We start from the raw sequence: 19,895 nt of genomic DNA, 5'->3' as shown, positions 1-19,895 counted from the left end.
AATGAAATTTGATTATAAAAAATATCCAATTACTAGTGTAGTAATTGGTATATGTATGATAGTATATATATATACAACTTTAAAATATGGAATTGAAATGAATGTATATCAAGGAATTGAAAGTGGCGGATTTAATCCGATATTAGTAATCCATTTAAAAGATTATTATCGTTTGATAACTGCTAATTTTATTCATTTTGGATTAATGCATATCTTTTGTAATTGTTATTCGCTTTTAAATTTTGGTTCAGTAATGGAATATTTATTAGGACAAAAACGTTATGCGATTGTAATGATTGCTTCAATGTTTGCTACAACCATATTTCCATGTGCTTTATATTTGATTAATGGCAGTGGGGCAAATAGTGTTATGGGTGGTATATCTGGAGCAATATTTGGTTTGATGGGAGCGTTGTTAGCACTGGCGATGGAGTTTAAAAGTGTATATGCATATGTGTTTAAACAAATAGCATCTAGTGTGATATTGATGTTATTGATATCATTTCTAGTTCCTTCGATATCTTTGGTAGGCCATGTTTCGGGAATGATTGGTGGTTTTATAGCTATGTTATTGATAATTAAATTTATGCCTCTAGATATTTGGAAAAGTTATGGGGCACATAGTAATTATAATACCTTCAATTAGATATAGAATATAAGGAGAAAAATTATGAAACAAAAAGTAAGAAAAGCGATTATTCCAGCTGCTGGATTAGGGACGAGATTTTTACCAGCAACTAAAGCATTAGCAAAGGAGATGTTACCAATTGTCGATACACCGACAATTCAATATATTATTCAAGAAGCAGTAGATAGTGGGATTGAAGAAATTTTGATTATTACTAACAGTAATAAACACTCGATGGAAAATCATTTTGATAAAAACTATGAATTAGAAGCTCGCTTAACTGAATCTGGGAAAATGGAACAAGTTAAAATGATTCAAGATATTGCTAATATGGCAAACATCTACTACATTCGCCAAAAAGAACCAAAAGGATTAGGTCATGCGGTATTATGTGCAAAATCATTTATTGGTGATGAACCATTTGCAGTGTTATTAGGAGATGATATTGTTGTAAATGAAGGAGGGAAACCTGCATTAAAACAATTAATTGATGCCTATATGTCTAAAGAGGCATCAGTGGTAGGTGTGCAAACAGTTCCTCATCAAGATGTATGCAAATATGGAATTGTTAGTCCATCTAAATCACATTCTATTGAATGTAATGGAAGACTAGTTAAATTAAGCGATATGGTGGAAAAACCTGAGGTAGATAAAGCACCGAGTGATATGGCAGTGTTAGGAAGGTATGTGTTAACACCAAAGGTATTTGAGTTATTGGAAACTCAAGGAAAAGGAGCTGGCGGAGAAATTCAATTAACTGATGCAATTAAACGTTTGATGGATATTCAAGCGGTTTATGCATATGATTTTGAAGGAATTCGCTATGATGTAGGTGATAAATTTGGTTTTATTAAAGCAACGATTGATTTTTCGTTAAATCGAGATGATTTAAAAGAAAAAGTACGTGAATATATTGAGTCAATTGTAAAGGAAGATAAGTAATGAGTTTTCAAGAAAAATATCAAGAATATAAGCAAAGAAAAGAAGCAAAAGCATTTTTTAATCAAAATAATGCTGAAAAAGTACTTGTCAAAGATTATTTGATAGCTCTTCTAGTTGGAACAGGTGTTTCAATTGTTTTAGGTTTTATTATGGAAACAATAATTTATAAAACAGGTATTAATTTTTCTTATATTGCTTTTTTAGTTGGTGTTTTAGAGGCAATGGCAATAAAAAAAGTTTTACATAAAAGTGGGAATAATTTAGCAATAATTGCAGTAATATCATATGTATTAGGTGTATTAATTGCTCAGACACTTTATTTAATAATGCTGATGCCTTTAATTGATGGTCAGTTATTTATTAATGTGTTTATAACATGTTTTAAAAATTTATTTGTTGGTGATCTTTTAGGGACAATTATCTTTTTATTTGGAGCTGTAGCTGCTTATATGACTTTAAAAGATTAGATATTATTGAACTTATTGGTTAATTTAATTGATCAATAAGTTTTTTTGTTTAAAGTATCTTTATAAGAATTTTATGATAAAGAATATGTTTTGTAAGTGTCTTTCAGTATTTATAACTGGCAAATAAATAGGGGACGTAGTATAATGTATTTATGCAAAAGGAGGATTTATAAAAATGGCTAAAAAGTATTTATCAATGGATGGTAATACTGCTGCTGCTCATGTGGCATATGCATTTACAGAAGTAGCAAGTATCTATCCAATTACACCTTCATCTCCAATGGCTGAAAATGCTGAAGCGTGGGCTGCTCAAGGAAAGAAAAATATCTTTGGCTCACCTGTTAAAGTGATTGAAATGCAATCAGAAGCCGGAGCTGCAGGTGCTGTCCATGGGGCTTTACAAGGTGGTGCTTTGGCAACGACTTTTACAGCATCTCAAGGATTATTATTGATGATTCCTAATTTATACAAGATTGCAGGTGAATTATTACCGGGAGTTTTCCATGTATCTGCTCGTGCACTTGCAACTAGATCATTAAATATTTTTGGAGATCATCAAGATATTTATGCATGTCGTCAAGTAGGAATGCCGATGATTTGTTCTCATTCTGTTCAAGAAGTAATGGATTTAGGAGGGATTGCACATTTAACTGCAATTAAAGGTTCTGTTCCTGTAATGCATTTCTTTGATGGATTTAGAACATCACATGAAATTCAAAAAGTTGAAGTAATGGATTATGATGTACTTGCAAGTCTTTTGGATCGTGAAGCACTTGCAAAATACAAAAAACATGCTTTAAATCCACATACTAATCCAGTAGAACGTGGTGGAGCAGAAAATGATGATATTTACTTCCAAGGACGTGAAGCACAAAATAAACATTATGATGCGGTAGTTGAAATTGTTGCTGATTATATGAAAAAGATTTCAGAAATTACTGGTAGACATTATGCACCATTTACATATTATGGTGATTCTAATGCAACTAGAGTAATTATCGCAATGGGATCTGTTACAGAAACAATTAAAGAAACTATTGATGAATTAAATAATCAAGGTGAACATGTAGGATTAATTAAAGTACATTTATATCGCCCATTTTCATCAAAATATTTATTAGATGTATTACCTGAAAGTGTTGAAAAAGTTGCTGTATTAGATCGAACAAAAGAAATGGGAGCAACTGGTGAACCATTATATTTGGATGTTTGCAGTGTATTAAAAGATGTAGATCATGTTAAAACTATCGTAGGTGGACGTTATGGTATGGGATCTAAAGATACTACACCTCGTCAGATTAAAGCTGTTTATGATCATTTATTATTAGATGATCCATTTACTTCATTTACAATTGGTATTAATGATGATGTAACTAATTTATCATTAAAAGAAGATCCAGATTTTAACGTAAAAGCTGATTATACTGCATGCTTATTCTATGGTTTAGGTTCAGATGGTACCGTTTCAGCAAATAAATCATCAATCAAAATTATCGGAGATCATACTGATTTATATTCACAAGCTTATTTTGCTTATGATAGTAAAAAAGCTGGGGGAGCTACTCGTTCTAATTTAAGATTTGGACATAGTCCAATTAGAGCAACTTATTATGTAAATAATGCTGATTTTATTTCTTGTTCATTAGATAATTATTGTTTAAAATATGATATGTTAAAGAACTTGAAAAAAGGAGGTATTTTCTTATTAAATACTGAATTTAATGAAGATGAAATCGTTGAATATTTACCAAACAAGCTAAAGAAACAATTAGCAGACTTAGAAGCTAAATTCTATATTATTAATGCAAATAAAATTGCTAATGAAATTGGTATGGGTAGAAGAACAAATACAATTCTTCAATCAGCATTCTTTGCTTTGAATCCACAAATCTTACCAATTGATGAAGCAATTAAATATATGAAAGAAATGGCTAAAAAAACCTATGGTAAAAAAGGTGATGCCATTGTTGAATTAAATTATAAAGCTATTGATGCAGGTAAAGATGCTATTATTGAAGTTAAGGTGGATCCAAGTTGGTCTGATTTAACTGTAACTAGTCGTCGTGTAAGAACTGGTGATGATCATTTTGATAATTTCGTATCAATTATTAATAAATTAGATGGATATGATTTACCGGTTTCTGCATTCATGGATAAATTAGATGGTTCAATGCAATCTGGAGTGGCAATAAAAGAAAAACGTGCAATTGCTACTGAAGTACCTCGTTGGATTAAAGAAAACTGTATTCAATGTAACAACTGTGTTATGGTTTGTCCACATGCAACAGTTAGAGCATTCTTAATTGATGGTGAAGAAATGGCTGATTTACCAGAAGATATTAGCGATGATGTTTTAAAACCTATCGGTAAAAATGTTGATGGATTGGTTTATCGTATCCAAGTGTCACCTGATAACTGTGTTGGATGTGGTTTATGTGTAACTGAATGTCCAGGTAAAAAAGGTGAAAAAGCTCTTGAAATGGTACCGGTAAAGGAAGAGTTAAAACACGCTAAATTAGCTGATCATATGTACCAACATGTTGAATATAAGACTGATAAATATCCACTAACCACAGTTAAAGGTGTAGGATTTATGAGACCTTATTTTGAAGTGTCTGGAGCTTGTGGTGGATGTGGTGAAACACCATACTATCGTTTGGCATCTCAATTATTTGGTAAAGATATGATGATTGCTAATGCAACAGGATGTAGTTCTATTTATACTGGTTCTACTCCATCGACACCATGCAATATTGATAAAAATGGAGAAGGTCCAGCATGGGCTAACTCATTATTTGAAGATAATGCGGAATATGGTTTTGGTATGAAATTAGCTGAAAATTATAAAACAAATCATTTATTAAGTGTAATTGAAGCTAATAAGAGCGATTGTGAACCAGAATTACAATCATTATTAGATGAATATGTTGCTAGCAAAGGAAATCGTGAACAAGAAAGAATAATTGTTGATAAAATGTTACCGTTAATTGTTGCTTCTAAAAATGAAGGAATAAAAGAATTATTAGACCAAGAAGGAGATTTGGTAAGCAAATCACAATGGATTATCGGTGGCGATGGTTGGGCATACGACATCGGTTATGGTGGTGTTGATCATGTATTGGCTAGTGATCAAAATGTTAATATCTTAGTATTGGATACTGAAGTATATTCTAATACTGGAGGACAATCTTCTAAATCATCACAAGCAGGTTCAATAGCTAAATTTACCGCTGGAGGTAAAACTGTAGCTAAAAAAGATCTTGCTCAAATTGCTATGGCATATGGACATGTATATGTAGCTCAAGTGGCTATGGGTGCTAATCCTATGCAAACAATAAAAGCATTTAAAGAAGCAGAAGCATATAATGGACCATCATTAATTATTGCTTACTCTCCATGTATGGAACATGGTATTAAAGGTGGTTTAGCAAATCATCAAAAACAACAAAAAGATGCAGTAGCATGTGGATACTTTAATTTATTAAGATATGATCCACGTTTAGAAGATGAAGGAAAGAATCCATTACAAATTGATTCAAAAGAACCGGATTTCGATAAATTTAAAGATTTCTTGTTAAGTGAAAATCGTTTTGCACAATTATCAAAAATTAATCCTGAACATGCTGATGAATTAATGGATAAATGTTTGAATGATGCTAAAAAACGTCGTGAACGTTTGAATAGAATGATTTAAATATTATAAAAGAAGAAGCTGTAGCAAATTAACTTTTTAATAAAGTTATATTTGATATAGTTTCTTTTTATTTTGTTAAATATTTTAATTATGTTGTTATTTTTGTATAAAAAATGAATAATTGTAAATAATATAAAAGACTAATAAGTTTAAAAGTAAAAAAAATTAATACATTTTGTAAAAAAAACTTTACATTTGTAAATAAAGGTGTTAATATTAGTTTGCGCTTGAAAAAGCAAGAGAGATCATTGAAAACTAAACAGAATTAAAGAACACACGTCAAAGAGAAAAAAAGAAGAGCTAAACAGACAGGAAATTGTCTGAGAGAGATAAAAGGACAATGGAGAGTTTGATCCTGGCTCAGGATGAACGCTGGCGGCGTGCCTAATACATGCAAGTCGAACGCGAGCAGCAATGCTCGAGTGGCGAACGGGTGAGTAATACATAAGTAACCTGCCCTAGACAGGGGGATAACTGCTGGAAACGGCAGCTAAGACCGCATAGGTATGGACACTGCATGGTGACCATATTAAAAGTGCCAAGGCACTGGTAGAGGATGGACTTATGGCGCATTAGCTGGTTGGTGAGGTAACGGCTCACCAAGGCGACGATGCGTAGCCGACCTGAGAGGGTGACCGGCCACACTGGGACTGAGACACGGCCCAGACTCCTACGGGAGGCAGCAGTAGGGAATTTTCGGCAATGGGGGGAACCCTGACCGAGCAACGCCGCGTGAAGGAAGAAGGAATTCGTTCTGTAAACTTCTGTTATAAAGGAAGAACGGCGGATATAGGGAATGATATCCGAGTGACGGTACTTTATGAGAAAGCCACGGCTAACTACGTGCCAGCAGCCGCGGTAATACGTAGGTGGCGAGCGTTATCCGGAATTATTGGGCGTAAAGAGGGAGCAGGCGGCGGCAGAGGTCTGTGGTGAAAGACTGAAGCTTAACTTCAGTAAGCCATAGAAACCGGGCTGCTAGAGTGCAGGAGAGGATCGTGGAATTCCATGTGTAGCGGTGAAATGCGTAGATATATGGAGGAACACCAGTGGCGAAGGCGACGGTCTGGCCTGTAACTGACGCTCATTCCCGAAAGCGTGGGGAGCAAATAGGATTAGATACCCTAGTAGTCCACGCCGTAAACGATGAGTACTAAGTGTTGGGAGTCAAATTTCAGTGCTGCAGTTAACGCAATAAGTACTCCGCCTGAGTAGTACGTTCGCAAGAATGAAACTCAAAGGAATTGACGGGGGCCCGCACAAGCGGTGGAGCATGTGGTTTAATTCGAAGCAACGCGAAGAACCTTACCAGGTCTTGACATCCGGATAAAGACCTCAGAGATGAGGGGATAGATATATCCGAGACAGGTGGTGCATGGTTGTCGTCAGCTCGTGTCGTGAGATGTTGGGTTAAGTCCCGCAACGAGCGCAACCCTTGTCGCTAGTTACCATCATTAAGTTGGGGACTCTAGCGAGACTGCCAGTGACAAGCTGGAGGAAGGCGGGGATGACGTCAAATCATCATGCCCCTTATGACCTGGGCTACACACGTGCTACAATGGATGGAGCAGAGGGAAGCGAAGCCGCGAGGTGAAGCAAAACCCATAAAACCATTCTCAGTTCGGATTGTAGTCTGCAACTCGACTACATGAAGTTGGAATCGCTAGTAATCGCGAATCAGCATGTCGCGGTGAATACGTTCTCGGGCCTTGTACACACCGCCCGTCACACCATGAGAGTTGATAACACCCGAAGCCGGTGGCCTAACCGCAAGGAGGGAGCTGTCTAAGGTGGGATTGATGATTGGGGTGAAGTCGTAACAAGGTATCCCTACGGGAACGTGGGGATGGATCACCTCCTTTCTAAGGAGAAGAGGAAGTGTGGAGAAGATTCTGTTTAGTTTTGAGTGAAACTCGAAGAAGAGAGAAGCTCAGAGATCATTGAAAACTGGATAATAGACAAATTGCGAAAGAAAGAGATCGAGATAAGAAAATTATTGAGGTCTTTCTAGAGAAAGTCGAAAGAAAACTAAGAGAATTCAACACTGAAACAGTCAGTAAGAAGGAAATAGTGATCAAGACACCGAATAGGTAAAGTAGGGAAGAGCGTATGGCGGATGCCTAGGCACAGAGAGGCGAAGAAGGACGCAGCAAACAGCGAAATGCGACGGGGAGCAGTAAGCATGCAACGATCCGTCGATGTCCGAATGGGGGAACCCATCCGGGATAGAGACCGGATATCCTGCAGTGAACAGATAGCTGCAGAGAGGCGAGACTCAGGGAACTGAAACATCTAAGTACCTGAAGGAAGAGAAAATAAAAATGATTTCCTAAGTAGCGGCGAGCGAAAGGGGAGGAGCCCAAACCGATTTTAGGATCGGGGTTGTAGGACTGTCAGGAAAGAGCAAGAAGGCATTATAGGCGAACGGACTGGGAAGTCCGGCGAGACAGGGTGAAAGCCCCGTAGCCGAAATAGTGAAGAAGCTTGAGACAGCACCTGAGTACGGCGGGACACGAGGAATCCTGTCGGAATCTACCAGGACCATCTGGTAAGGCTAAATACTCCTCTGTGACCGATAGTGAACCAGTACCGTGAGGGAAAGGTGAAAAGAACCCCGGGAGGGGAGTGAAAAAGAACCTGAAACCATATGCTTACAAGAAGTTAGAGCCCGTTAAAGGGTGATAGCGTGCCTTTTGTAGAATGAACCGGCGAGTTACGATATGCAGCGAGGTTAAGCAGGATATGCGGAGCCGAAGCGAAAGCGAGTCTTAACAGGGCGCTAGTTGCATGTCGTAGACCCGAAACCGAGTGATCTAGCCATGACCAGGTTGAAGTTGGGGTAAAACCCGATGGAGGACCGAACCGACCCCCGTTGAAACGTTGGCGGATGAGTTGTGGCTAGGGGTGAAATTCCAATCGAACTCGGAGATAGCTGGTTCTCCCCGAAATAGCTTTAGGGCTAGCGTCGAGAGAGAGTCATGTGAAGGTAGAGCACTGAATATGTGATGGCCCCATCCCGGGGTACTGAATATAATCAAACTCCGAATGTCACAGAGACATGCTCGGCAGTCAGACAGCGGGTGATAAGGTCCACTGTCAAGAGGGAAACAGCCCAGACCATCAGCTAAGGTCCCAAAATATATACTAAGTGGAAAAGGATGTGGAGATGTCCAGACAACTAGGAGGTTGGCTCAGAAGCAGCCATCCTTTAAAGAGTGCGTAACAGCTCACTAGTCGAATGACTCTGCGCCGATAATTTACCGGGGCTAAGTATATTACCGAAGCTATGGATTTGCGATGAGCAAGTGGTAGGGGAGCGTTCTATGAGCGAAGAAGCAGTACCGGAAGGAGCTGTGGAGCATATAGAAGAGAGAATGCCGGTGTGAGTAGCGGAACGTGGGTGAGAATCCCACGCACCGAAAACCCAAGGTTTCCAGAGGAAGGTTCGTCCGCTCTGGGTAAGTCGGGACCTAAGGCGAGGCCGAGAGGCGTAGTCGATGGACAACAGGTAGAGATTCCTGTACTTACGGTATGAATGAAGGAGTGACGGAGAAGGCTAGGTGATCCTGCGGCTGGAAGAGCAGGTGCAAGCGAGGTAGCAGATATCCAGGCAAATCCGGATGTCGAGAAAGCGAAGGCGTGAAGCGGATGGAAAGCCAAGGCAAGTACAGAAGTCATTGAAGCCAGCTTCCAAGAAAAGCTTCTAGTGAAAATCATACAGTAACCCGTACCGAAAATGGACACACATGGGTGAGGAGAGAATCCTAAGGTGAGCGAGAGAACTATAGCTAAGGAACTCTGCAAAATGACTCCGTAACTTAGGGAGAAGGAGTGCTCATAGAGATATGAGCCGCAGTGAAACGGCCCAAGCGACTGTTTACCAAAAACACAGCTCTATGCTAAGTCGAAAGACGACGTATATGGGGTGACGCCTGCCCGGTGCTGGAAGGTTAAGAGGATGTGTCAGCGCAAGCGAAGCACTGAATTGAAGCCCCAGTAAACGGCGGCCGTAACTATAACGGTCCTAAGGTAGCGAAATTCCTTGTCAGGTAAGTTCTGACCCGCACGAAAGGCGTAACGATTTGGGCGCTGTCTCAGCTGTAGACTCGGTGAAGTCTTAGTACCTGTGAAGATGCAGGTTACCCGCGACTAGACGGAAAGACCCCATGGAGCTTTACTGTAGCTTGATATTGGACTTTGATGCAGGATGTACAGGATAGGTAGGAGACTGAGAGACATGCACGCCAGTGTGTGAGGAGTCGCTGTTGGGATACTACTCTTCCTGTATTGGAGTTCTAACCGGATGCCATAAGCTGGCAACGGGACAGTGTCAGGTGGGCAGTTTGACTGGGGCGGTCGCCTCCCAAAGAGTAACGGAGGCGCCCAAAGATACCCTCAGCTTGGATGGAAATCAAGCGCAGAGTGCAAAGGCAAAAGGGTGTTTGACTGCGAGACCAACAAGTCGAGCAGGGACGAAAGTCGGGCTTAGTGATCCGGCGGTGCTGAATGGAAAGGCCGTCGCTCAACGGATAAAAGCTACCCTGGGGATAACAGGCTGATCTCCCCCAAGAGTTCACATCGACGGGGAGGTTTGGCACCTCGATGTCGGCTCATCGCATCCTGGAGCTGAAGTCGGTTCCAAGGGTTGGGCTGTTCGCCCATTAAAGCGGTACGCGAGCTGGGTTCAGAACGTCGTGAGACAGTTCGGTCCCTATCTGTCGTGGGCGTAGGAAGTTTGAGAAGATCTGTCCTCAGTACGAGAGGACCGGGATGGACATATCAATGGTGCACCAGTTGTCACGCCAGTGGCACAGCTGGGTAGCTAAATATGGAAGGGATAAACGCTGAAGGCATCTAAGTGTGAAACCCACTTCAAGATGAGACTTCCCATTACGCAAGTAGGTAAGACCCCTTAAAGACGATAAGGTTGATAGGTCAGGAGTGTAAGCATGGTGACATGTTCAGCGGACTGATACTAATAGGTCGAGGACTTAACCTAAAGAGAGAAGAAGAAGCAATAGGAGCTATTATCCGGTTTTGAGTGATTCTCGAAAGGAATTGCTTAAAAGAGAAGATCTGGTAGCGATAGCATGATGGACACACCTGTACCCATACCGAACACAGAAGTTAAGCATCATAACGGCGACGATAGTACTGCGGTGCGACAATAGCAAGCTGCCGGTTCTTTTTTTATTTTGGGATCATATATTCTTCATCATATACCGGTACCTTCTCCGGTATCTTTTTTTGTTTCTTCTTCTTATACATGAATACATATTTTTTTGATTTTATTAATTACTTTTATTAAATGAATATTTGTAGTATAATAACGATGGTGATAAAATGAAAATTAAGTTATATTTTGGACAAGAAGATACAATAAAGAAATCTGGAATTGGGCGTGCCTTTATTCATCAAAAAAAGGCATTAGAATTAAATAATATTGCATATACTACTGACAAAGATGATTTAGATTATGATATATTGCATATTAACACAATTTGGCCTGATAGCTTTAAAATGATAAATCAGGCTAAAGAAAATAATAAAAAAATAGTTTATCATGCGCACAGTACAGAAGAAGATTTTAGAAATTCATTTATGTTTTCAAATTCTATTTCTGGAATATATAAAAAATGGCTAATTAATTTGTATAGTAAAGGTGACTATATTATTACTCCAACTGAATATTCGAAACAACTACTAGAATCGTATGGTATTAATGTACCGATAAGTGCTATCTCTAATGGAATTGATTTAAAGCAATTTAATCCTCAAGTTAATCAAATTAAGGCTTTTGAAAAAGAATATAATATTGATGATGATGATATTTTAATTATATCTGTCGGTTGGTTATTTGAACGCAAAGGTTTTGATACATTTGTTGAAGTGGCAAGAGAACTACCTAATTATAAATTTATGTGGTTTGGTGACATTAAATTATCTCATCCTACAAAAAAAATTAAAGATTTATTAGATAATTTGCCTCCTAATTTAATTTTACCAGGATATGTAAGTGGTGATATTATTAAAGGAGCTTATGGTAGATGTAATATCTTTTTCTTCCCATCTAGAGAAGAAACTGAGGGAATTGTTGTTTTAGAAGCTCTTGCAAGTAAATGTAATATTTTATTAAGAGATATTCCTGTATTTTCTAGCTGGTTGAAAGACAAAGAAAATTGTTATATGGGTAAAAATACCAGTGATTTTGTCTCTATTATAAAGAAAATGATAAGCGGTGAATATCCATCATTAATTAATAATGGCTATGAGGTAGCTAAGAAAAAAGAATTATCAATAATTGGTAAGGAGTTATGTGATGTTTATAATCAAGTTTTAAACTCTAACTAGAGGTGAGTTTATGGAAAAAAAATCTAAAAAAAAATATATTTTTAATATTGTGTTGATTTTATCATTAGGAATATTAGTTATATATTTAACTATGAAAGATGACCTAAAAGCATCATTGGAAGCATTAGTAAATGCATCGCCTCTTTGGATTGTATTTTCAGTATTTTTAATGGGTATTTATTATATTTTAGATGGAATTAATTTATATATATTTGGAAGATTGTATAAAAAACATTATAGTTTTAAACAGGGATTTAAAAATGCTATATCTGGAACTTTTTTTAATGGTATAACTCCTTTTTCTAGTGGAGGACAATTTGCTCAGGTGTATATATTTAATCGACAGGGTATTTCTCCTGCGAATTCTGCAAGTATATTATTAATGGTATTTATTGTATATCAAAGTGTTTTAGTTATATTTACAGCATCTGTCATGCTTTTTAAATATAATATTTATAGTGATAGATATACTGGTTTTTTTTCATTAGCAATTATTGGTTTTTTAATTAATTTTTTTGTAATTACTGGATTGTTTTTAGGAGCTAAATCAAAGAGACTTCAAAATTTTATTTGTAATAATGTTATTAGATTTTTAAGTAAAATTAGAATTGTTAAAAGTTATACAGACACTTCTATTAAAGTAACTAGATCTTTAGAAAATTTTAGAAGAGAATTAAATATTTTACAGCATAATAAAAGTGTCTTGATTAAGTCATCAGTTATTAATTTGTTTAAATTAATAATTATGTATAGTATTCCTTTTTTTGCAGCTAAAGCTTTGTATTTAAATGTTTCTATTGGACAATTAGCTGAATTTATTGGAATATGTTCCTTTGTATATATGATAACTGCTTTTGTCCCAATTCCTGGAGCAAGTGGAGGTAGTGAAGGTGTTTATTTTATGTTATTTTCCCCTGTACTTGGAGAAATTGGGACACCAACCACATTATTGATTTGGCGTTTTGTTACTTATTATTTGGGATTAATATTAGGAGGTCTAGTTTTTGCTGTTGATAGAGAAATAAATGGATAGGAGTAAATATATGAGAATTGCAATTTTTTCAGATACATATACACCAGATATAAATGGGGTGGCCACTTCTACTAAGATTTTAAAAGATGAGTTAATTAAACATGGTCATGAAGTTTTAGTAGTTACAAGTGAATTGCCTAGTGAAAGTGATTATGAAGATGATCCAAATGATAATATTTTAAGAGTACCTGGATTAGAAATTCAGGCATTATATGGATATCGAGCATGTAATATATATTCGTTTAAAGGAATGAAAGAAATTAAAAGTATGAATATTGAAGTTATTCATGTACAAACCGAATTTGGAATTGGGATATTTGGAAGAATTGTAGGAGAAGCATTAAATATTCCAGTCGTATATACATATCATACAATGTGGGCTGATTACTCTCATTATGTAAATCCAATTAATTCTACAGCAATAGATGGATTGATAAAAAAAGCAATTACAAGGATTAGTAAGTTTTATGGAGATAAAAGTGCAGAATTAATAGTTCCTTCTATTAAAACAAAAGAAGCGCTGGAGAAATATGGGTTACATAAAAATATGCATATTATACCAACTGGCTTAGAATTAGATAAATTTAATCCTAAAAATAAAGATGATAAATTAATTAATCAAATTAAAGAAAAATATGGAATTAAAGAACAATTTATTGTTACTTTTTTAGGACGTATAGCTAAAGAAAAAAGCATTGATGTATTAATTGATGCAATGAAAGAAATTGTAAAAGAAAATGATAATATATTATGCCTAATTGTAGGCGGTGGACCATATTTAGATGAATTAAAAGAATTAGTCAAAGATGATCAGATTGAAAAATATATAATTTTTACGGGCCCAAAACCTAGTCAAGAAGTTCCTAGTTACTATCATCTTTCAAATGTGTTTGTATCTGCTTCAGTTACAGAAACACAAGGATTAACATATATTGAAGCTATGGCCAGTGGTATACCTGCAGTTGCTCGCTATGATCAAAATCTGGAGAATGTAATTATTGATGGAGTAAATGGATATTTTTTTAAAGAAACAAATGAATTAGTATCTATTTTATTAAATATGATGAATAGTGATTGTTCAAATATGGCAAGAGAAGCATATTTACATGCTATGAAATTTAGTAGCGAGGTATTTTATGAAAAAGTTATTGATGTTTATAAACTAGCAATTAAACAAAAGTATTATACGTATAAAGTTAAATCAATATATGAAATAAAAGATACTATGAATGAAGTTGTTTTTTTATTTGATGAAAGTGAAATAATCTTAGAGTTAAGTGATAAAATTATTAGATCATATGATTTAGAGATAGGAAAAGAAATAAGCAAAGAGACTTTTGATATTTTAAAAGATCATGAACAAGTTACAAGAGCATATAATAAAGCTTTAAAATTTTTGACAATTAAAGATTATACTTATAATCAAATGAAAAAAAAGTTGATGGATAGTGGTAATTATGATGATGCACAACTTGATACTACACTAGAATTGCTTCAAAACAAGAATCTGATTAATGATGAAGAATATACAATGAATTATCTTAAACGTTGTACAAGATTAGGTGTAGGTTTAAATAAAGCAATTTATAATTTGCGCAATTATGGAGTTAGTGATGAAATAATTGATCAATGTTTAGAAAAGAATAGTTTTGATGATGAATATCTTGCTGCTACTAAAATAATTGATACTTATTATAATCGTAATATTGGTTTTTCATATAAAGCAATGTTAAAGAAAATTCGTGATAAATTGTATATAAAAGGTTTTACAAATGAAGCAATTGAAAAAGCTTTGTCTGATTATGATTTTGAATTTGATTACGAAAAAGAACACAATGCTTTAGAAAAAGAGTTTATTAAACAAAAAAAGAAATATTCAAAAAAATATGATACTAACCAATTGAAAGAAAAAATTATCAATAATTTATTAAGAAAAGGTTATAATTATGAAGATATAAAAGAAATTATGAATAAAGAAGGAGCACTAGAGGATGAATAAGATAAATGAATTAAAACCAGGCGATGAAAGTGTTGTAATTGAAGCTTTAATCAATCGAGTTGTAACAGGTAAAACAAATGGAGCTAATCGTTCAACATATTTGAGTATGACATTACAAGATGTTACAGGATTGATCGATGCAAAACTTTGGAATGCTACTAATGAACAGGTGGAAACTCTTACAGTAGGAAGTGTTGTATATGTTAAAGGTGATATTATTAAATATAATGAGGATCGACAAATGAAAATTATAAAAATTCATGTTGCATCAAATGATCCTAAAGAACAAATAAAATATTTAAAAAGTGCTCCAAAAACTGGGCAAGAATTAATTGGTGAAATTATGAAATATATTGATCGTATTGATAATTTAAAACTAAATCAATTGGTTAAAGTATTATTTAAAGAACATCTTGATAAATTAACAATTTATCCTGCAGCGAGTAAAAATCACCATGAATATGTATCTGGATTGGCTCATCATACGTATAGTATGCTAAAAATTGCTGACGCCCTATGTAGTTTATACCCTACATTAAATAAAGATTTACTTTTTGCAGGGATTACATTACACGATTTAGGAAAAATTGTTGAGTTAAGCGGTCCTGTTGTACCTGAATATACGATTGAAGGTAAATTGTTGGGGCATATTTCAATTTCGCAAGCAATGGTTAAAGAAATGGCTGATAAGATGAATATTGAAGGTGAAGAAGTTACCTTATTACAACATATGATTTTGTCACATCATGGTAAAAATGAATTTGGTTCACCAGTATTACCACAAGTAAAAGAGGCTGAGATTATTTATTTGATTGATAATATGGATGCGAGAATTAATATGTTAGAAAAAGCTTTAGAAACAATTGAGCCAGGAAGTTTTTCTAAAAGAGTTTTTGCGTTAGAAAATAGATCTTTTTATAAGCCTAAAATAGGTTAAATTTAATGTATAGAAGTTATAGACGTCATAGTCTATAACTTTTTTTTAAAAAAGAGATACTCATCAAAGTACCTCTATAAAAGATTAAATTAATTTTTATTTATTTCGTTTAAGATTAGATCTAAATTTACATCGTTACTACGATCTGTAAAATTAATTTCTATCTTATCATCTTGATTATAACGAGGAATAATATGGATATGAAAATGCATTACAGTTTGTCCAGCCATTTCGTTTGCATTAGTTAAGATGTTTACACCATTAGCATTTAAATTTTTAACAATTTTATTTGCTAATTTTTTTGTTACAACAATTAAGTGAGTCAATGTTTCATCATTTACTTCTAAAATATTTTTATAATGTTTTTTAGGAATAACTAAAGTATGACCATCAGTTGTCTGGCTTAAATCTAAAAATGCTAAACAAACATCATCCTCATATATAATTTTTCCAGGTATATCTTTTTGTACAATTTTACAAAAAATACAATTTTCCATAATAATCTCCTTTAATGTTTATCAAATCTATAATATATATATTAGCATAAAAAAAGATAAGGGTAACCCCTTATCCTAAATAATCAGGTTCAGTTTCTTTTATTTCATCTCTAATAGCATTTTCATGAACATCAAAGTTATATTGTTTTAAATAATAAGTTTCCATTTTTGTAGACATATCACTAATAGATGATAAATTAGACTTAATATCATCTTCCACTTCACTAGTATCAGTGTTATAAACATACACGATTGCATATTTAGAATCAGATGTTTCAATTACTTTATTGTGTACACCATCTTTAGTAAAATCATCTAATTTTTTAATTATATTTGAATCAACAGTTGTAGTTTCAGTAGTTACCATTCCAACATCACTACCGCTATTTTCATTCATGACTGTATCAAAATCAGAACCTTTTTTTATTTCTTTAAGTAATTTTTTTGCACCTGCTTCAGTATCAAGTGTAATTGTTTTTAGATATTTAACTTTATATTCTTTTATTAATTTTTTATAATTTTTATCAATATATTTTTCTTTAAGCATTTGTTGTTTAACACCTATTGATAAAACTTGATCGATATATTGTTGTCTATTTTCTAAACCGTATTGTTTAGCAATATCATCCAATGAAGTTCCACTTTCTTCTTGTGATGCAATTTCTTCATTTAATCTAGTATTAAAAGCATCTTCATCAGTAATTTCTTGATCAGCAATATAAGTAAGTGCAAGTGATAAAACTTCTGAACTACCAAATTGTTCTAATAAATAATGATATATATCATTTTTACTAATTTCAGTACCATCAATATTAATAGCTGTTTTACTTCCATTTTCAACTTCACTTGAATAATTTACAGCAGATGAACCACATCCAACTAATAAAGTACTTGCAATAGCTATAGGAATTATTTTTTTATTCATTATTCCGTACCTCCTCTACTAGTTTCGCGTTCTTGTAGCGCTGTTTCAATGATACTATTTACCATTTTCTCAATATTTTTATCTTCATATTTTACATCATAAGATTGATATGCAATATATGGAAGATATGAATCATAAGCAATTAATGGTGTATCAATAGTTAAATTCTTTTTAATTGTTTTTTTAATTTCTTTTTTATCTGTACTGGTTACAGAAACGAAATAATAACCATCAGTTCCACTAATAGCTTCACTAACTTCCCCAGCATTTAATTCAAAAATTTTACTTTCAACTTCACTACCATAAGTACTACTTAAACCAGATGTAGTATCAACAACACCTAATCCACCTTTATTTACTTTAGTTGTAGAATCATCAGAATATTGTGTTGCAACTTCTCCAAATGATGTACCAGAAGCTAATGCAGTAGAAATTTGTTCAATTTTTGCAGTTTCTTCTTGAGTTGGATTTTCTGAATCAGCAATAGAAACCTTAATAATGCTAGCAAAACGTGGAGTAGCATAAGTATAATAATCGTCAAAAACTTCATCAAAATTATTCTTTACATAATCTAGTAAAAAATTAGATTTTTGATAAGCTTGAACCATTGCTTTTTCATACTCATCTAATGTTGAATATCCGCTACTAGCTAAAACAGTTTTGATTTGGTCTTCTGCTTGATCACCATATTGTGCTTCATAATAAGTTTGAATTTGTTCTACAGTACGGGATGCATCAATTTCCATATCTTTATCAGTTGGAAATTTATCATCCATCAATTTTTGTAGAATAGCTTCAAAATAAGCACTTTTACCCCTATTTGTATTAGTGATATCTGCAAAGATATCATCAGCAAATATATTTTTATCGCTCTTTCCTTTACTTAAAGAGGCAACTACATATTTACCGTCTTCTTTAACTGTGTTTGAGTTACTACATCCAGTTAATAAGAAGCTAGTTACTACTAAAGCAGTAGCACATTTTCCCAATTTCATATTTTTCCTCCTTACTTTTCCATAACGATAAGATTATACTATTTTCTGGTTTTAATTTCAATAAATTAGGCAAAAACACACTAGCAATTGTTATTTTAACATAATTTATAGTATGTAGGTGGTAGGAGGTAACTAAATGAATAACTGTAAATATAACCAAATTAGTACTCTAGTATTATTTATTATTTTAGTTATTGTCGGTATTTATTATTTTTAAAAGGAGGCGATTATTATGACATGTCAAGATAATTCTTTTACTCTAGTATTAGTTTTATTTATATTATTAGTAATTATTTGTAATATGTGTTAGAAAAAAGGATGTCAAAATCGACATCCTTTAAAAACTAATACGACAATTTATCTTGATGATGTTCTTTGTATACTTGATAAATAATTTTAATACTTACAAGTAAAGGCATTGCTATAATCATACCCACTATTCCAAATAAAGAAGAACCAGACAAAATTCCAAAAAGTACCCATAAAATACTTAAATCAATTCGTGAAGAATAAATTCTTGGTGTAATGATATATGACATAACAATTGATTGAATAAAAATTAAAATACATAAGAAAATAATAGTTGAAGATTGCATTCCTAGAGATGTAATTAAACCAAGACAGTTTGCAATTATTGGACCAACATATGGGATAATTGAACTAACACCTGAAACAACGCCTAAAATTAACCAATTAGGATGTCCTATTAGTACATACATTATCATTGTTGTAATTGCCTGTGCAATTGCTCCAATAAAAAATGCCTTAACGTACTGAACCAATGATAAATCAATTTCTTTTAAATAAATAGGTAAATTACAATCAATTTTAATTGCAATATTTTTAATTGTTTGACGAATACTATTAAAAATATTTGACATATAAATAGCTAGGATAACATAGATAATAAAATTAGTTAAATTTACTAAAACTTGATTTAATACATCAATGGTTGCATCCAAAACAGTAGGATCATTAAAAAACTGATACACACTTTTTTCAATATAGCTTGTAAGTGAGCTAATATCATAATTAAAATTATTTTGAATAAATCTACCAATTTCCTTCAATCCTGCATTAAAAGTAGGATACATTTCAAAAATACTTTCATAAATTAGTGGAATTACTAATAAAATAATCAAAATTAAAATTGTAAATACTGCTAAATACGTTAGTATTACTGAAACAGCACGCTTTTTTAAATATTTATCAATAAAATTAATAAATGGATTTAAAACAAAAGCAATCGTAAATCCAACAATAAATGGTCTAGAAACTAACCATATCATGTTAAGAAGACCAATCCATAAGTCATTTGTTGTAATTATTAAAAGAATAATAACAAGAACAATCATTAGATTTAGTAACGTATGAGTAATTCTTTTCGAGGAAATAAATTGCTGTAACTTCTTTAAAAACTCCATTTT

General features: G+C 33.7%; 13 protein-coding genes and 3 rRNA genes. 12 read left to right on the top strand and 4 right to left on the bottom strand.

Features of this window, described 5'->3' with window-relative positions; translation table 11 throughout:
• Window position 1 precedes the first annotated feature (1 nt).
• From NQ543_RS08700 to NQ543_RS08650, 11 genes are all read left to right on the top strand, one after another.
• Window positions 2-646: a rhomboid family intramembrane serine protease gene (locus NQ543_RS08700; protein ID WP_004608870.1), complete on the top strand. Its 645-nt coding sequence runs from the start codon at window positions 2-4 to the stop codon at window positions 644-646.
• Between the two features lie 24 nt (window positions 647-670).
• Window positions 671-1,570 carry a UTP--glucose-1-phosphate uridylyltransferase GalU gene (gene galU, locus NQ543_RS08695; RefSeq protein WP_004608869.1) on the top strand — a complete coding sequence of 300 codons (900 nt, stop codon included), beginning with the start codon at window positions 671-673 and terminating at the stop codon, window positions 1,568-1,570.
• Entirely contained in the window at window positions 1,570-2,037 is a 468-nt protein-coding gene (locus tag NQ543_RS08690) for a hypothetical protein (RefSeq protein WP_004608868.1), read from the top strand. The genes galU and NQ543_RS08690 overlap by 1 nt, the downstream gene beginning before the upstream one ends.
• Before the next feature lie 175 nt (window positions 2,038-2,212).
• Window positions 2,213-5,731, top strand: a complete 3,519-nt coding sequence (gene nifJ, locus NQ543_RS08685; protein WP_004608867.1) for a pyruvate:ferredoxin (flavodoxin) oxidoreductase — start codon at window positions 2,213-2,215, stop codon at window positions 5,729-5,731.
• Between the two features lie 337 nt (window positions 5,732-6,068).
• Window positions 6,069-7,593: ribosomal RNA gene (locus NQ543_RS08680) — 16S ribosomal RNA — on the top strand.
• A 227-nt stretch (window positions 7,594-7,820) separates the two neighbouring features.
• Window positions 7,821-10,730: ribosomal RNA gene (locus tag NQ543_RS08675) — 23S ribosomal RNA — on the top strand.
• 76 nt (window positions 10,731-10,806) lie between these two features.
• Window positions 10,807-10,915 (top strand): 5S ribosomal RNA (rrf, locus tag NQ543_RS08670).
• Together the 16S, 23S and 5S rRNA genes form the textbook arrangement of a ribosomal RNA operon.
• Before the next feature lie 159 nt (window positions 10,916-11,074).
• Entirely contained in the window at window positions 11,075-12,082 is a 1,008-nt protein-coding gene (locus NQ543_RS08665; protein ID WP_004608865.1) for an LTA glycolipid anchor biosynthesis glycosyltransferase, IagA/BgsA family, read from the top strand.
• 10 nt (window positions 12,083-12,092) lie between these two features.
• Complete coding sequence (locus tag NQ543_RS08660) at window positions 12,093-13,115, top strand: lysylphosphatidylglycerol synthase transmembrane domain-containing protein (RefSeq protein WP_004608864.1); 1,023 nt, start codon at window positions 12,093-12,095, stop codon at window positions 13,113-13,115.
• Between the two features lie 10 nt (window positions 13,116-13,125).
• A complete protein-coding gene (locus tag NQ543_RS08655; RefSeq protein ID WP_039903555.1) occupies window positions 13,126-15,114 on the top strand; it encodes a glycosyltransferase in 1,989 nt (662 codons plus the stop codon).
• Window positions 15,107-16,051, top strand: coding sequence for an HD domain-containing protein (locus tag NQ543_RS08650; protein WP_004608862.1), 945 nt, complete (start codon window positions 15,107-15,109; stop codon window positions 16,049-16,051). The genes NQ543_RS08655 and NQ543_RS08650 overlap by 8 nt, the downstream gene beginning before the upstream one ends.
• 89 nt (window positions 16,052-16,140) lie before the next feature.
• Here NQ543_RS08650 and NQ543_RS08645 read toward each other — a convergent pair whose 3' ends face one another.
• The 3 genes from NQ543_RS08645 to NQ543_RS08635 form a co-directional block, all read right to left on the bottom strand.
• Complete coding sequence (locus tag NQ543_RS08645) at window positions 16,141-16,548, bottom strand: HIT family protein (protein ID WP_004608861.1); 408 nt, start codon at window positions 16,546-16,548, stop codon at window positions 16,141-16,143.
• 70 nt (window positions 16,549-16,618) lie between these two features.
• A complete protein-coding gene (locus NQ543_RS08640; RefSeq protein WP_004608860.1) occupies window positions 16,619-17,473 on the bottom strand; it encodes a hypothetical protein in 855 nt (284 codons plus the stop codon).
• Window positions 17,473-18,468 carry a peptidylprolyl isomerase gene (locus NQ543_RS08635; RefSeq protein WP_004608859.1) on the bottom strand — a complete coding sequence of 332 codons (996 nt, stop codon included), beginning with the start codon at window positions 18,466-18,468 and terminating at the stop codon, window positions 17,473-17,475. Before NQ543_RS08635 ends, NQ543_RS08640 begins: the two co-directional genes overlap by 1 nt.
• 232 nt (window positions 18,469-18,700) lie before the next feature.
• Here NQ543_RS08635 and NQ543_RS12130 point away from each other — a divergent pair, with 232 nt between their 5' ends.
• Window positions 18,701-18,778 carry a YjcZ family sporulation protein gene (locus NQ543_RS12130; protein WP_083784264.1) on the top strand — a complete coding sequence of 26 codons (78 nt, stop codon included), beginning with the start codon at window positions 18,701-18,703 and terminating at the stop codon, window positions 18,776-18,778.
• 34 nt (window positions 18,779-18,812) lie between these two features.
• Here NQ543_RS12130 and NQ543_RS08630 read toward each other — a convergent pair whose 3' ends face one another.
• A complete protein-coding gene (locus NQ543_RS08630; RefSeq protein ID WP_039903484.1) occupies window positions 18,813-19,892 on the bottom strand; it encodes an AI-2E family transporter in 1,080 nt (359 codons plus the stop codon).
• Window positions 19,893-19,895 lie beyond the last annotated feature (3 nt).

Origin of the sequence: Thomasclavelia spiroformis DSM 1552 (assembly GCF_025149465.1) — a bacterium.
In the GTDB taxonomy this organism is placed as follows: Bacteria; Bacillota_I; Bacilli_A; order Erysipelotrichales; family Coprobacillaceae; genus Thomasclavelia; species Thomasclavelia spiroformis.
Note: the sequence above shows the minus strand (reverse complement) of the source record. Positions and strands in the feature narration are given on the sequence as shown.